The organism is Allobosea sp. 05T422_2 (assembly GCF_056396265.1).
This window is the reverse complement of sequence record NZ_JBFTLD010000199.1, coordinates 1-12,541: the sequence shown is the minus strand read 5'-3', so window position 1 is coordinate 12,541 and position 12,541 is coordinate 1. Positions and strand designations below refer to the sequence as shown.

The following is a 12,541-nucleotide window of genomic DNA, read 5'->3' as shown; positions in this document are numbered from 1 at the left end:
CGCATGGACAGATCCTGCCCCTCCTTCTCGAATTCCGAGGCAATAGGCCACCGGAGCCCGTCTGGCGGTAGTTGATGCATTTGTGCGGCGTCAGATCGTGCGGGGAGAGACCGGGGCGGAGTGTTCCGGGGGCAGCAGGAGGCGGCGGCGCTCACAGGTGAAGATGACAGCCTAATCGCGATCGGAGCAACCGCATGCGGTCATTTCAATTGGCTGTCCTTGCTGCCCCGGCGGTTGATGCCGGACATCGCTCTGGGACGGTCGAGGCCTGACTGGCAATCCACGCAGGTACGGGCGCCAGGCATCGCGCGACGCCGCGCCTCCGCGATTTCCTCTCCGCACACCTGGCAATAAATCTCGCCAGGTCCGGTCGGAAGCCGTGACCGCGCAAGCCGGACGGCATCGGTTATCGAGTCGTCGATCTGGTCCTGAACGGCTCCGTCGGGAGCCCAACCACTTGCCATGGAACACCTCTCTTTATTCCCAAATGGTGTTCGTCCACCGCGACGCCAATGGCGACCATCTTGGGACGGCCTTGCATCACCAACGCGCCGCTGCCGCGGGGCGAGCCCCACGGCAGCGGCGCGTGGCGTCAGATGCCGGCCTGGCCGCGCACATACGGATCCGCTGTTTCGTCGAAGCGGGTCCAGCCTTCGCGACGGTACTGGGCCACACGGCTCTCGCGATCGATCGGGGTCGCACCATCCAGGATGGCCTCGACCGTAGCGGCCTGCTCGTCGACCGCCCTGACGGAAACGACCGTGCCGCCGCGACGAACCGTCTCCGCATAATAATGGGCCTCGTCCTCATCGACACCTGCACTGGTGAACGATCCGACGAGGCCACCCGCCGCTGCTCCCGCGACAGCGCCCGCCGCGGTCGACGCCAGCCAGCCAGCGGCGACGACAGGGCCAATGCCCGGGATTGCTAGAAGGCCCACGCCGGCGAGAAGGCCGGCCGCCCCCCCGATGCCTGCGCCGATGCCAGCCCCCTCGGCGGCGTTGCTGTCCTTGGCGCGCTCATCGCGCCCGATGACACTGATCTCCGACGACGTGATGCCGGCCTGTTCGAGCTTCTCGACCGCCGCAGCGGCCTGATCGTAGGTGTCGTATGAACGAGTGATCGTACGGGTCATGGTTGCCTCCAGAAGTCGGGGTGCGAGAGGTATCGATCAGTTGCGAGTGATGTTGCCGCGATAATCGACCGAAACATTCACTTGAGTGCCGGCGTTCGTCGCCGTGCCCTTCCAGACGCCGTTGTCGTCCTTTTTCAGGCCGGTGACGTTTGTGTAGCCGTTGGCTTCGAGACGGCTCTTGGCCTGGCCTTCAGTGAAGCTGTTGGCGCCCGGCAGCGGGGCGTTCGCGTCGGCCGGAGCGGGAGCCGGTGCGGGGGATGTGGTCGAGGTTTGCGCCATGGCCCCAAAGGAGGTCGTGGTGGCGATCAGGGAAACTATGATGAGCTTTTTCATGGTGGCTCTCCCAAGGGAAGCGGCGGTGCCGCAGTGCCCAAGAAAACGGCGCCGCACCGCTTTGGTTCCTTTCCCAATCCCGCCGGCGTGCGGAACCGGAGGGCCAAGAAGGAGCGCCCAATAGCGGAACATCGGCTCGACTACCGGAGTTGGACAGGATCCAGCGCCGGGGAATGATTCATCGCCACCGCGCCTTCCTCCACCGGCTTCATCGAGATGTCACAGCGCGCTGAGGCCCTTTCAGAAGACGATCGGCGTCGATACCGATCGGAGGCAGCGGCTGCATTTGAGCGAGTGGGGGAATTTCAGGAAAGGCTTGAGGACGAGATTTGATTTGGGCGCGTCCGCTTCGTGTAATGGCCTGGGCCGCGGCCTTGGTTTTGGGGGTTACGGCCGCGAGGTGATCGTGGGCCGCGGCCACTCTTGAGATCCACGTGACCGCGGTCCCGCGCAGAAGTCTTAAATGGCCGTCATGATCATCTGGAACGGGATCAGGGTTCTCGGAGTGCATTCGCCGTGGCCAGCGGCTAGCCAGCGCCGCCCTAACGCAACATCGCCAGGGCCGCGGTGGGCGCTTACTCGATGATCTGGATGATCTTGCGCGAGCTGGGCTCGACCAGCACAGCGCGGTCATTGACCATCGTATAACGATACTGCGTCACACCAACATCCGAAGGGAATGTGTACAGTTCGACCGTTGCCGGAAGCGTGGCGCCGATCGCCACAGTTTCCTGAACCTTCACGGATTTGGGCTTCTCTTTCATGAAGTAGGATTTGATCTTGCCTGATTGTTCCGTGGTGATCGTCGTAGTTGTGGTGGTCTGTGCCAGCACGGCCGAACTCGCAAGTGCAGCAGCAAACAACGTGGTGAGAATTAGGTCATGGACGTCCTCCATCATGAGTGTCCTCCCCGGCCGCTTTCAAAACCCCAGAGTATCGTCCTTGTTCCGTGCGGGAATCGTTCGAACACGGAGCTCCGCGAATGCGCATGAGGAACAGATCAGAATGCTCGGAATTACCTTTCCATCCTGCCGCAGCGGTTCCTGCCTGCGGCCCTATAAGGGAGGTCATCCGAACATGCGCACCATCATTTTTGCTCTTGCAGCGACCCTGCTTTCCAGTGCGGCGTTAGCACAGACAGCACCCGTCCCAGCCGCCCGTCTTCGTGTCGGTTGACGAGGCGTCCGCTCTCGTCAGCAGCCTGAAGCGTCTCGACGTCAAGAATGCCGGCGATGAGACTGTCGGCGAGATCGAGGATGTGGTCATCGCCGGCAATTCGTTGGCGTCCTACATTCTATCCGTCGGCGGTTTTCTCGGTCTGGGCATTCACTATGTTGCCGTCAGCCCGAGTGCGCTCGCCGTCACCTGGAATCAGACCGACAAGAAATGGAATGCGCGGATCAACGCGACCAAGGAACAGCTCAAGGCGGCGCCGCAGTTCAAGTACGAGGGCCGCTTCGCAAAGTGACCGGACCCGGCCGGCGCGGGAACCTAGCGTGCTGGGGGGTTAAACCAGGACATGACCTGGCCCGCTGCTCCGAATGGTGCGCGGGCCTTATTTGTGTCGGGCCCGTGCCTCCGAATTGCTTCACTCTTCAGATTTGCCGGGGACAGCGTTCCGGATCGGAATGGGGGGCGCTGGAGTGAGCCACCGGCTGTTCAAAATGAGCGTCGCCGCAAAGATCGGAGTGCCATCGGCGTAGCGTATTCTCACGTCGATGCTGAGATCGTCGCTGGACTGGACACGCTCTGAGATGATGTCGCCGAGGCTTGAAAGGGCCGAAACGCGGGCGGCGGCGTGGTCCTCGAGGTCGATGCCTTCGCCGTCGACGACGAGCTCCGTATTGATCTCGATGTCGAAAAAGTATTGGGCCATGCCGGCTTAACGGCCCCGCCCTCGGCAAAGTTCCAGTTCGCAACGGAGCAGCGGCGGCTGAAAGACGTCGTCTTTGCTTCTTTGCGTATCGGCAGGTGTGGAGGGGCCCGTGCGAGCCCCTCCGATTTCCTTCATCGCCGCCCGAACAGCGATCCGAGATCCATTTCCTCGTCGCGGTGCTTGCCGCCAAGTTGGGCTGCCATCCAAGCTGCCGCCGCCCCCAACAAAAGCACTGCTGCGGTCATAAATGCGGTAATCACTGCAGCCTTCCGAGCGCGCTCCGCGGCTTGCTTTGCGGTCTCCTTCGCCTGATCCAGTTTTGCGAAGGCGTCATCGACCTTCTTCTGAGCCTCGGGCTGAGGGATGTTCATCCGTGCAGCGACGCGCGTCGCAATGTAGTCGCGGTCAACTTGATCGAGCTTTCCCGATCTGATTCCGGTCATGAAGATCCGGGACGCCTCCTCGCGTTCACTGGCAGTCGGCGGCGTGGTGCCGTTTGACCTCATGACAGAGTCCAAGGCCGAACCCAGCGGGTCCGCCTGCTGACTGATAAGAGCGGCGGCTCCGCCAGTTGCGGCAGCCACACCGGTCGCAGTTGTTTTGGCAGCACCCAGCAGCGACGAACTGGCGACMATCGCTACGATCAACGCCCCGGCAGCCCAAACGACCAAGCCATGAGCACCGTCGCGAACATGGCGCTCGTGGTCGCTGGCGTCGGTAACCGGCCGACGCATACGCCCGGCAAGATATCCGCCCGCGCTGCAGGCCGAGACTGTGATCCAGATGGCCCACAGGCCTGCGGCGATGGTCAAGGCTGTYAGGCCCGAAGAGCGCGCGGTGTCCGCGGACACCAGGGACAGGCCAAGGGCAGAGCCAAAAGCTGCCATGACCGTAGTGATGGCTGCAGAGAGCACCGCACCGCCAAAGATGGCGCTCCATTCAAGATATGAGCCGGTGGCACCCCTTAGGGCGGGAGGGGGAACGACGACCACGTTGGGTGCGCTCACGGACATGATGCAGCCTCCTACCGAAGACCAAGGAATGAAAGGATGGCCAACACGACCACGATGAGGCCAACGATGTAGATGACGCCGTTCATGAGACACTCCCAATGCACCGCCACATATGTKACCGCGGAGGAACAGACGACGGGGCCAAATAGTTCCAGTCGGGACCGATGAGCCGGGAACACTCCTGCTTGTCGTTGGTTCAAGCTCGACAAACAGGAGGACAGACCATGGGCCGCGGCATACTTCTTTGGATGTTGGGAATTCCTCTGCCGATCATCATTTTGCTCGCCTTCTTTCGATAGCGTGCACGGCGACATTGCTGCTGCATCAGCCTGACGGGTTTGCCCGGAGCGGAACGGAGAGCCCAAATGACAGCAATCGATCGGCATGACCGGCCGCTTGACGCTGTTGAAACCAAAGCGGCGAACGGGGGTCAGACGCACTTCAATGAATATTCACCTCGCGTTCGAGGGGGCTCATTTGCCTCAGTATTGTTTATAGTCGTCATCGCGTGGCTTATGCTCATCGCTTACGTCGCTTTGTGTCTCTACAATTGGTTCAGCCATTGAAAGCTTAAGCGTCGATGTCGCTAATTGGGAGCCAAGGTGATTGCGCCCGGCTGATTGGTTCCCGCCGAGCGCCGTCGGTTGCTCCAGCGGGAGGTCGGCGGGGTGGTGTCCTCCATTTTCCGCGACATGGATCAAGCGGTGGCTGTTCATCGCGCGTCGGGCACGGTCAAGGACTGGTCGCTCCGCAGGCGGCACTTCTGGCGCATTTTTTCGGCGCCAACCTGCTGTTCTTCCCAGCATTTCCTTGGCCTTGACGTGGACTATCTGGATGCCTTCGCCGGCTGGCATTTCTGGTCGTCGATCGGCTCCTACATCTTCGCTGCGGGCTTGCTGGTCTTCTTCTACGGCGTCATCGTCGCCTTCTCGAAGAAGCAGTCCGTGGGGCGAAGGTGCACCGACGCTGGAATGGACCCTGGGACCTCTGTTCATATTTTCACGCACTCTGCAGTCCGCCGCGAAGCAGCCCCATCCGCCGCGTGGAGGTGCACCTGCATGAGGCCTGCTGAACCGGTGCGAGCGGGACGAGGCGATAGCCAACCTATTATCCTGCACCCACGGTAGCGTCCTCGGTCGGGGCGACGGAGAAATCCATGTCCGGCAAAAGCTCTTTCACGAAGGGAAGCCGGTTGATTCTGTTGACGATCGCTTCGGCAGCACGAGAAGGCATCATCTCCCTCAAGATCGCCGGCCAGGTCGCGAACGCGCTTTCTACGGTTCTTTTGACTTCGTGGATGACCACGCCCGACGGGACTTCAAGAAGGCCCGCCGCGCGTTCGAAACGGCGGAGCGTGAGCGAATCGGGGTTACTCGTTCTCATGAACGGCAAGGCGAGTTCGGCGTCGCCAAAGACGACGGTGGGCACGACGTCGTAGGTGGGGCTGAGCGCGATTTCACCGCCCTCGGGGTAGAGGAACGACCAATTTTTAAGGTGCGCGTCGCCGTTCCCGATCAGCATGTTACATACGGAACGGCCGATGGCTTCCACGAGCTCCCCTCGACTGTCGGTCGCGAACCGACGGACGATGTTGAGGACTGTTTCTTCGTTTGCCCGCGTATATTTCTGATCTCCGAGAGCCCCGGTAATCTGGGCAAAGTCCTCCATCTGAACGCGGAGGCCGTTGGGCCCTCTGTCGAAGCGGGTCACTGCAAGACAGGTCGACCCGTGTTCCAGGTATTCCTCTGGAAGGCCTTCCACCGCGGAGGAGGGGACGAGGCGAGTCAGAGCCACGCGTCGCCCCGTGGCGGCGACCATTGTCATCGCGGCATGCTCCATCTCCGGCAGGTCGCGGTACTTCTTATGTGGTACTTTGAGGATAACGTCCCCAACCTCCTCACCGAACATCGGGAGCGTCAGGCGGTCGTTTCGAGCCTTCATCGAGAATTTCAGTTGAGCGCCGGCAAGCGAAAAACGAAGGGACGGGCCCCTAGGCCAAGGGGAGTCTGTTGCGGGAGATTCGTCGTCTACGAAACCGCCTTTGATGGCGCGGTGCACGGTGAGAGCGCCGGGCAGGTCCATTCCCAGGCGGGCAAGGACGTCGAAGTGATCAGTGCGGCCATGCCCGAGTTCCTTCTCTACGAGCTCACGCAACGCTCCTTCGGGCAGGAGATTGTCGAAGAAGGGCGGCAGGTAGCCATTCGTTCCGATCTTGTCCGCTCTCCTGGTCAGCCGCTGCATCGTGGCTTCCTCGGATTGCCCTGTCCATGACAACGATACGAGCGGGCGGACCGGCCCCATGGCGAGATATGCATCGTCGGGGAAGAACGATGTTATGCGCTGGCTCTGATCTCGAACGATTATRCCAATTTTTAGCTCTCGCCGTGCGTCGGGGCGCAGATAGACTTCCAGCGTGTCAGCGGGGGGCATGGCCAACATCGTCCTCGGGATCGTCATCACCCTCGATCAAAAGCTCGTCGAGTAGGCTCGACGGCGTGGGGGGGACAGATGGTAATGCGGACGCCGGGTTCCCTGCCAAGCCGAGCGCCTCAGCTAAGCGTTCACGGGGTACGAGAACGATTTCCAGACCCAGGGCTTCTCCAAGGTCGACGAGGTTGTCGATGGATGGATTAGCCCTGCCGCTCTCGATTTCACTCAGGCGAGCAGGGTCGCGCCCGACGCGTTTCGAAAGTTCGCGCAGGGTCCACCCACGTTGCTCGCGATACCGTTCAATCTGGTCACCTAACCGGCGRCGAGCCTCGTGGCCACGTTGCGACATTTGGCAAATTCCCTCATTTTTTGCGATATAACGCATGATAACCAAGAGTCAATGGAGAAATTGCGAAATAACGCAATTAGCGCCATTTTTGCGATATATAGCAATGTATCAGAAGGCTGGCGCGATTGGGGACCGAGGCGATTCACAAGCGTGCCGTCGCGCCATCGAGTGATAATTCGATCCGTAATTAAGACGGCAGATCGGTCGATGGCGCCCGCGTGTTCGCTGCTATTATCCGGTCAAGAGCGGAGCCTTGGCTAACTCGTCGGGAGGGGTCCTTGTCCGGTAATGATGTCGGCGAGGTCTTCAATGGCTCTCGCGAAAAGCTCCACATCGCGCGTCTGATAGACCTTACCCTGATCCTCCATGGCGGCATGGCCGCATCCTCATCCGTCGAAAGATCCCGCCGCTTTCGGAAACGCCGGCTGCCTGAGCAAACTCGGTTCGACGCTTCCCATATTCGTCACTGGTTAGCCCTGTGCGTCGTTTCCCGTGATGCTGTTTCGAAGCTCGATTGGGTTGGCGATGGTGCGGAGCGTCTTGAAGCCTTCGCCGGTGCCATGGATCGTCACGTTGCCATAGTCGAGCATGCGCCCCAAGATTGATTGATCGATCTGGACGCTTTCGACCTTGTCCATGTTCATCTCGGTGGTCTCCCGCTGGATGAGGCCTTTCTTGTAGATGACCCGTCGGTTGGTGACTGCGATCTCGGTGACCCACGAGTGGAACCATTGCTGAATCAAGAGGACCGCCGCAACGAGTGCGAGGGCGTATCCCGTATACCGCCAGAATCCTGGCATGAACTGCGTAGCGCTGAGCCAGAAAGCGACCGCCGCTAGGAGTGCAACCGCAATACCGGGCCAGTACACTATCCAATGAATGGACGAGATGTGCCGGACCTGTTCATTGGGCTGCAAGACGCGCTGAACGTAGCTCATGAAAATGGGTCTCCTTCAGCAGCATAGGCAACGCCACCCGATATTCCAACCACGGTGGGGACCGTTAGGGCAGGTGCAGAAGATTTTTCGATTAAGCCGCTAGGTGTTTGATCCCGTGCTTTGATGGTGCAGTCTTTTCGCGTGAGTGGAAGGATGCGCTAGGGGCCAGGTTCACCGTTGCACCGTCGGAACGTCGGAATTGGCCATKGTTCGCTCGCACCAATCCACACGGTCAATATTTTCACGCACCGGCTAAAGCGTACTTCGGCTGGCGAGGTGCCAAACGACGTCTGCAAGGACCTGTGCACCCGCGGTCAGATGCTCCGGCTCGGCCCATTCGTCGGGATTATGCGATACCCCACCCCGGCACGGCACGAAGATCATCCCGGCAGGACAGACATAGTGCAACTGCCGCGCATCATGGCCGGCCGCCGAATAGACATCCATGGCGGGAATACCTCGCGCCGCAGCCGCTTCGGCAATTGCGCTGCGAATCGCGGGGGCGAAGTTCAACGAGGGTGAATGCTGAATCTGTTGCAGCTCGACGCTGCACTCCCCCTTCAACTCCTCGGCGATGCGGCGGATCGCGGCATCGACCCAGTCGACCACGACATTGTCTGGGTGACGGAGGTCGATGGAAAAGAAGGCTTCCGCCGGCACGACGGACGGTGCGTTCGGCTTCACCTGCAACATGCCCACCGTCAGCAAGGTGTCGGCCGGCTCCATGGCAGCTTCGTCCATGGCGCGGATCATGCGGACGGCAGCCATCAGCGCGTCGCGCCGATCCTTGCGTAGGGCGGTGCCGGCGTGGGCGGCTTCGCCCAGGACGCGAACCCTGTAGCGCCGCGTGCCCTGAATGCCTGTCACGACGCCGACCGGGATGCCTGCTCGTTCGAGCACGGAGGCCTGTTCGATATGCGGCTCGACATAGGCGGCGATCGGCAGGCCGAACGCCCGCAGCGGCACGTTGTCGTCGGCCGCGAGGATGGACGCCACCGCCTCGCCGATGCTGATGCCGTCTGCGTCGCGGATGGGTAGCACCGCCTCAAGCGCCTTGGCTCCGGTGTAGAGGTCGGAGCCCGTCATGCCCGGTGCGAAGCGCGAACCTTCCTCATTGGTCCAGGCCACGATCTCGACCGGGCGGAGCGGTCGCTCGCCACACGCCACGATCGCGCCGGCCGTTTCCAGTGCGGCGAGCACGCCGAAAACGCCGTCGAACTTGCCGCCGGTCGGCTGCGAATCGATATGCGACCCCGCCACGACGGGCGCGAGCGAAGGATCGCGCCCCTCCAGGCGCAGGAACAGATTCGCGGCCTTGTCGGTGAAGGCCTCCAGGCCGATCGCGCGGCCCCAGGCGATCACCTGCGCGCGCGCCTGTGCTTCCTGCGGCGACAGGGATGGACGATCGACCCCGCCATCGGCGCGGGCGCCGAAGGCGGCCAGTGCCATGTGACGGGCCCAGAGACGCTCGCCATCGATCAAATCGGACAGACGCTGCCTGGCTGTCATGCTCAGTCGGTCCGCATGATCTGCGCCGGGTTGGCGCGGGGATCGCGCGGTTCCCAGCGCCCGGCCTCGACCTGCGCGATAAACTCGGCGAGCAGGCGGTTGAAGAGTTCGGGCTCTTCGAGATTCAGCGTATGGCCGGATTTCGGGAAGACGGCGAGGCCGCAGCGCGGCACGACCCGCTTCAGATAGAGCCCCGGCTGGATGCAATGGTCGTCCTCGTCGCCGGTCATGACCAACAGTGGCGTCTGCATGGCGCGGAACTCGGCCTCGAGGTCGTAGAGCGAAGGCCGGCGCATTTGCACGCCGCGCATGGTGTTCGCCGCGCCCAGCGAATCGTGCTGGCCGAGCCGCTCAGCGAAGAGCGCCCATCCGCGCGGGTCCTTATCCTGGAACTGCACGCGCGAGGCGCCCTCGGCATAGGTCGGCGCGAAGTCCCTGGCTCCACGCTGCTCGAAATTCTGGGCAACCTGCTCGGAGACGCCCCGGAAGTAATCCTCATGGGCCTTCTCGGCGCCATAGCCGGCCCCGGCGGCGACGACCGACAGCATGCGGCCGGGATGGCGCAGCGCCGCATGCAGGGAGGCGAAGCCGCCCATGGAGAGCCCGACGACATGGGCCTTCTCGATACCGGCCGCGCTCAGCACGTCGAGGATGTCGTCAGCCGCCCGTGCCTGCGAATAGCTCTCCACACTCTCCGGCACGTCGGAGGGCCGGTAACCGCGCGCCGCGAAGGTGATGCAACGGTGCCGCCGCGCGAAGAAATTGAGCTGCGGCTCCCAGCTCCAGTGGCTGCCGCCGAACTCGTGCACGAAGATCATCGGCGTGCCGGTGCCGGCCTCCTCGTAGAAGAGCCTTACGCCGTCGCCGGCCGTGGCAAAAGCCATGTCGCGCCTCCCTCAGATCACGGAACGGCGCGAGGCGATGCCGCCATCGACGGTGAAGATCGCGCCGGACGTATAGCCGGAGCGGTAGGAGGCGAGGAACACGATCAGGTCGGTGACCTCGTGGACATGGGCCGGGCGCTTCAGCGGATAGCGCTGTTGCAGCTCCTCGTAGCGGCCGGCATCGCCAAGCCAGTCGGCGGCGCGCTTCTTCAGCATGTTGTAAATGCGGTCCGTATCGACCGGGCCAGGATTGACGCCCACCACCCGGATATTGTCGTCGAGCGAGTGGCCGCCGATGGCGCGGGTGAAGGCCATGAGGCTGGCATTGCCGGTCGTGCCCGCGACGTAGGCGGGATCGAAAACCTCGCCGCCATTGCCGATATTGTTGATGATGACGCCGCCGCCGCGCGCCTTCATGCGCGGATAGAGCGCGCGCGTGAGGTTGATATAGCCGAAGACCTTGAGCTCCCAGCCGGCACGCCATTTCGCCTCGTCGACGTCCCACAATGTGCCGCTGGGGACGACGCCGGCATTATTGACGAGAATGTCGATATCGCCGACGGAATCGACCAGGCGCTCMACCGCGCCTTCCTTGGTCAGATCGAGCGCGTGCGCCGTCACGGTCACTCCATGGCCGGCTTCCAGCTCGCGCTTCAACGCCTCCAGCCGGTCGCCGGAGCGCGCCACGATATGGAGGTTGCAGCCCTCCTCGGCGAATGAGCGCGCCAGCCCCTCGCCGATGCCCTGGGATGCGCCGGTGATCAGGACCGTCTTGCCCTTCAGCTTAAGATCCATCTTCGATTTCTCCTTCTATGAGCGCTGCGACGGGCTGGTCGGCTCAGAACAGTTTCACGTCTTCGTTTTGGCCACGGACCTGGTCGACCATGGTCGGCAGCAGGTCGACGAACTCTTCGACCCAGGCGGTCGGGACGGTTGTGCTGATCTTGACGAACCGGTCGCCGAAATTGGGCGTGTGGTAGGCGCCCTGGCGGATCATGATGTCGTTCTTCTGATAGGCTGCGACGAGGGCCTCCGGCTTCACGCCGGCCCGCTCGCATTCGAGCACGACGAAATTGCCGTTTGACGGGAAGACCGGCATGGACAGGCCCGGAATCCTGTCGGCAGCGTCCTTGATCAGCTTCTGGTTGGCGCGCTGCTGCGACAGGACGCCGGGAAACCACTCGGCCTTGATGCTGAGACCGGCCAGCGCCGCGCGCTGGGACAGGATGTTCGAGCCGAGATTGTTCGGMGGCGCCGCCGAGAGCTTCTCGATGATGTCGGGATGGGCGACGACGGCGCCGACGCGCATGCCKGCCAGGCCCAGCCATTTCGAGAAGCTGTAGATGGTCAGCGTTCGCTCGGGATAGCGCGTCGCCGCCAGCGTGTGCTCATGCGCGAAATGGCGATAGGTGCAGTCGTGGATGAGGTAGGCCCCGGCCTCGCGCGCGGCCGCCACGATGCCGTCGATCTCGGCCGCCGTGCAGGCCGAGCCGAGCGGGTTGTTCGGATCGACGATGTAGATGACCTTGGTCTTCGGCGTGATTGCCGCCTTCAGCCGCTCCGGCGCGAGGCGATAGCCGTATTCCTCGCCATAGATCGGAATCTGCGTGACCTTCGCACCGACGGCCCGCGCAAAGGCCATCGGCCAGTTCCAGGTCGGGTCGGTGGTGATGAACTCATCTCCCGGCCCGAGCAGGCTGTGGCAGACATGGTAGAGCGAGGCGACCGCGCCGTCGGAGACAAGCGCGGACTGCCCGTCCAGGCCGAGATCGGCGACGATGCCGTGGCGCAGCTCCTCAAGCCCCGCCGGCGGCGCGTAGATGTGGAACTCCTCGTCGCGGATGCACTTCTCCATCGCCGCCAGCACGGCGGAATGCGGCGTCGCGTGATTGGTGTTCTGCCCCATCCAGCGCAGGCCGGCCGTGTTCACGAGCCGGTCGAAATGGGCATTGCGAACCTCGTAGGATTTCATGACATCTCCGTGCCGTGTCGCCATTCTGGTATAATGAAACGAGCATTCCGGTGCATTATGGCGAGTCGTTGCACAAAATTCGCATGCAGAACAGCCTAAAAT

General features: G+C 62.4%; 14 protein-coding genes and 1 pseudogene. 2 read left to right on the top strand and 13 right to left on the bottom strand.

Annotated features, from left to right (window positions below; all coding sequences use genetic code 11):
* Positions 1-200: 200 nt before the first annotated feature.
* The 4 genes from AC1DJT_RS26205 to AC1DJT_RS26190 all read right to left on the bottom strand — a co-directional run bounded on the left by AC1DJT_RS26205 (position 201) and on the right by AC1DJT_RS26190 (position 2,367).
* Positions 201-464, bottom strand: coding sequence for a DksA/TraR family C4-type zinc finger protein (locus AC1DJT_RS26205; protein ID WP_476824007.1), 264 nt, complete (start codon positions 462-464; stop codon positions 201-203).
* A gap of 128 nt (positions 465-592) precedes the next feature.
* A complete protein-coding gene (locus tag AC1DJT_RS26200) occupies positions 593-1,135 on the bottom strand; it encodes a general stress protein (RefSeq protein WP_441493860.1) in 543 nt (180 codons plus the stop codon).
* 36 nt (positions 1,136-1,171) lie between these two features.
* Positions 1,172-1,468, bottom strand: coding sequence for a PepSY domain-containing protein (locus tag AC1DJT_RS26195; RefSeq protein ID WP_441508912.1), 297 nt, complete (start codon positions 1,466-1,468; stop codon positions 1,172-1,174).
* A 575-nt stretch (positions 1,469-2,043) separates the two neighbouring features.
* Positions 2,044-2,367 (bottom strand): DUF1236 domain-containing protein, encoded by a 324-nt coding sequence (locus AC1DJT_RS26190; RefSeq protein ID WP_476770391.1) that lies wholly within the window; start codon positions 2,365-2,367, stop codon positions 2,044-2,046.
* A gap of 266 nt (positions 2,368-2,633) precedes the next feature.
* Between AC1DJT_RS26190 and AC1DJT_RS26185 the strand changes: the two genes are divergently transcribed.
* Positions 2,634-2,936 carry a PRC-barrel domain-containing protein gene (locus AC1DJT_RS26185; protein WP_476770390.1) on the top strand — a complete coding sequence of 101 codons (303 nt, stop codon included), beginning with the start codon at positions 2,634-2,636 and terminating at the stop codon, positions 2,934-2,936.
* 120 nt (positions 2,937-3,056) lie between these two features.
* On the opposite strand, the gene AC1DJT_RS26180 is transcribed toward AC1DJT_RS26185, so the two are convergent.
* Together AC1DJT_RS26180 and AC1DJT_RS26175 are read right to left on the bottom strand one after the other, a co-directional pair.
* Entirely contained in the window at positions 3,057-3,344 is a 288-nt protein-coding gene (locus tag AC1DJT_RS26180; RefSeq protein WP_476770389.1) for a DUF6894 family protein, read from the bottom strand.
* Between the two features lie 131 nt (positions 3,345-3,475).
* Positions 3,476-4,357: a hypothetical protein gene (locus AC1DJT_RS26175; RefSeq protein WP_476835180.1), complete on the bottom strand. Its 882-nt coding sequence runs from the start codon at positions 4,355-4,357 to the stop codon at positions 3,476-3,478.
* Positions 4,358-5,129: 772 nt separating this feature from the next.
* Here AC1DJT_RS26175 and AC1DJT_RS26170 point away from each other — a divergent pair.
* Positions 5,130-5,419, top strand: a pseudogene (locus AC1DJT_RS26170) (cytochrome c oxidase subunit I); the annotation flags it as partial.
* A gap of 45 nt (positions 5,420-5,464) precedes the next feature.
* On the opposite strand, the gene AC1DJT_RS26165 reads toward AC1DJT_RS26170, so the two are convergent.
* The 7 genes from AC1DJT_RS26165 to AC1DJT_RS26135 all read right to left on the bottom strand — a co-directional run bounded on the left by AC1DJT_RS26165 (position 5,465) and on the right by AC1DJT_RS26135 (position 12,439).
* The gene (locus tag AC1DJT_RS26165; protein WP_476770387.1) at positions 5,465-6,787 is read right to left on the bottom strand and encodes a type II toxin-antitoxin system HipA family toxin; all 1,323 of its coding nucleotides are present in this window, start codon (positions 6,785-6,787) and stop codon (positions 5,465-5,467) included.
* Complete coding sequence (locus AC1DJT_RS26160; protein ID WP_441637852.1) at positions 6,774-7,172, bottom strand: helix-turn-helix domain-containing protein; 399 nt, start codon at positions 7,170-7,172, stop codon at positions 6,774-6,776. Before AC1DJT_RS26160 ends, AC1DJT_RS26165 begins: the two co-directional genes overlap by 14 nt.
* Positions 7,173-7,606: 434 nt before the next feature.
* The gene (locus AC1DJT_RS26155; protein WP_441508905.1) at positions 7,607-8,074 is read right to left on the bottom strand and encodes a PH domain-containing protein; all 468 of its coding nucleotides are present in this window, start codon (positions 8,072-8,074) and stop codon (positions 7,607-7,609) included.
* Positions 8,075-8,326: 252 nt separating this feature from the next.
* Entirely contained in the window at positions 8,327-9,583 is a 1,257-nt protein-coding gene (locus tag AC1DJT_RS26150) for a M20 family metallo-hydrolase (RefSeq protein WP_476770386.1), read from the bottom strand.
* Between the two features lie 2 nt (positions 9,584-9,585).
* The gene (locus AC1DJT_RS26145; RefSeq protein ID WP_476770385.1) at positions 9,586-10,467 is read right to left on the bottom strand and encodes an alpha/beta fold hydrolase; all 882 of its coding nucleotides are present in this window, start codon (positions 10,465-10,467) and stop codon (positions 9,586-9,588) included.
* A gap of 12 nt (positions 10,468-10,479) precedes the next feature.
* Positions 10,480-11,262 (bottom strand): SDR family oxidoreductase, encoded by a 783-nt coding sequence (locus AC1DJT_RS26140; protein WP_476770384.1) that lies wholly within the window; start codon positions 11,260-11,262, stop codon positions 10,480-10,482.
* A gap of 43 nt (positions 11,263-11,305) precedes the next feature.
* A complete protein-coding gene (locus AC1DJT_RS26135) occupies positions 11,306-12,439 on the bottom strand; it encodes a pyridoxal phosphate-dependent aminotransferase (protein ID WP_476835179.1) in 1,134 nt (377 codons plus the stop codon).
* Between the last annotated feature and the right edge of the window lie 102 nt (positions 12,440-12,541).

Bases quoted from the DNA above. Each gene is read 5' to 3' on its own strand.
- AC1DJT_RS26205 (WP_476824007.1), bottom strand. From the start codon at position 464: ATGGCAAGTGGTTGGGCTCCCGACGGAGCCGTTCAGGACCAGATCGAC.
- AC1DJT_RS26200 (WP_441493860.1), bottom strand. From the start codon at position 1,135: ATGACCCGTACGATCACTCGTTCATACGACACCTACGATCAGGCCGCT.
- AC1DJT_RS26195 (WP_441508912.1), bottom strand. From the start codon at position 1,468: ATGAAAAAGCTCATCATAGTTTCCCTGATCGCCACCACGACCTCCTTT.
- AC1DJT_RS26190 (WP_476770391.1), bottom strand. From the start codon at position 2,367: ATGATGGAGGACGTCCATGACCTAATTCTCACCACGTTGTTTGCTGCT.
- AC1DJT_RS26180 (WP_476770389.1), bottom strand. From the start codon at position 3,344: ATGGCCCAATACTTTTTCGACATCGAGATCAATACGGAGCTCGTCGTC.
- AC1DJT_RS26155 (WP_441508905.1), bottom strand. From the start codon at position 8,074: ATGAGCTACGTTCAGCGCGTCTTGCAGCCCAATGAACAGGTCCGGCAC.
- AC1DJT_RS26150 (WP_476770386.1), bottom strand. From the start codon at position 9,583: ATGACAGCCAGGCAGCGTCTGTCCGATTTGATCGATGGCGAGCGTCTC.
- AC1DJT_RS26145 (WP_476770385.1), bottom strand. From the start codon at position 10,467: ATGGCTTTTGCCACGGCCGGCGACGGCGTAAGGCTCTTCTACGAGGAG.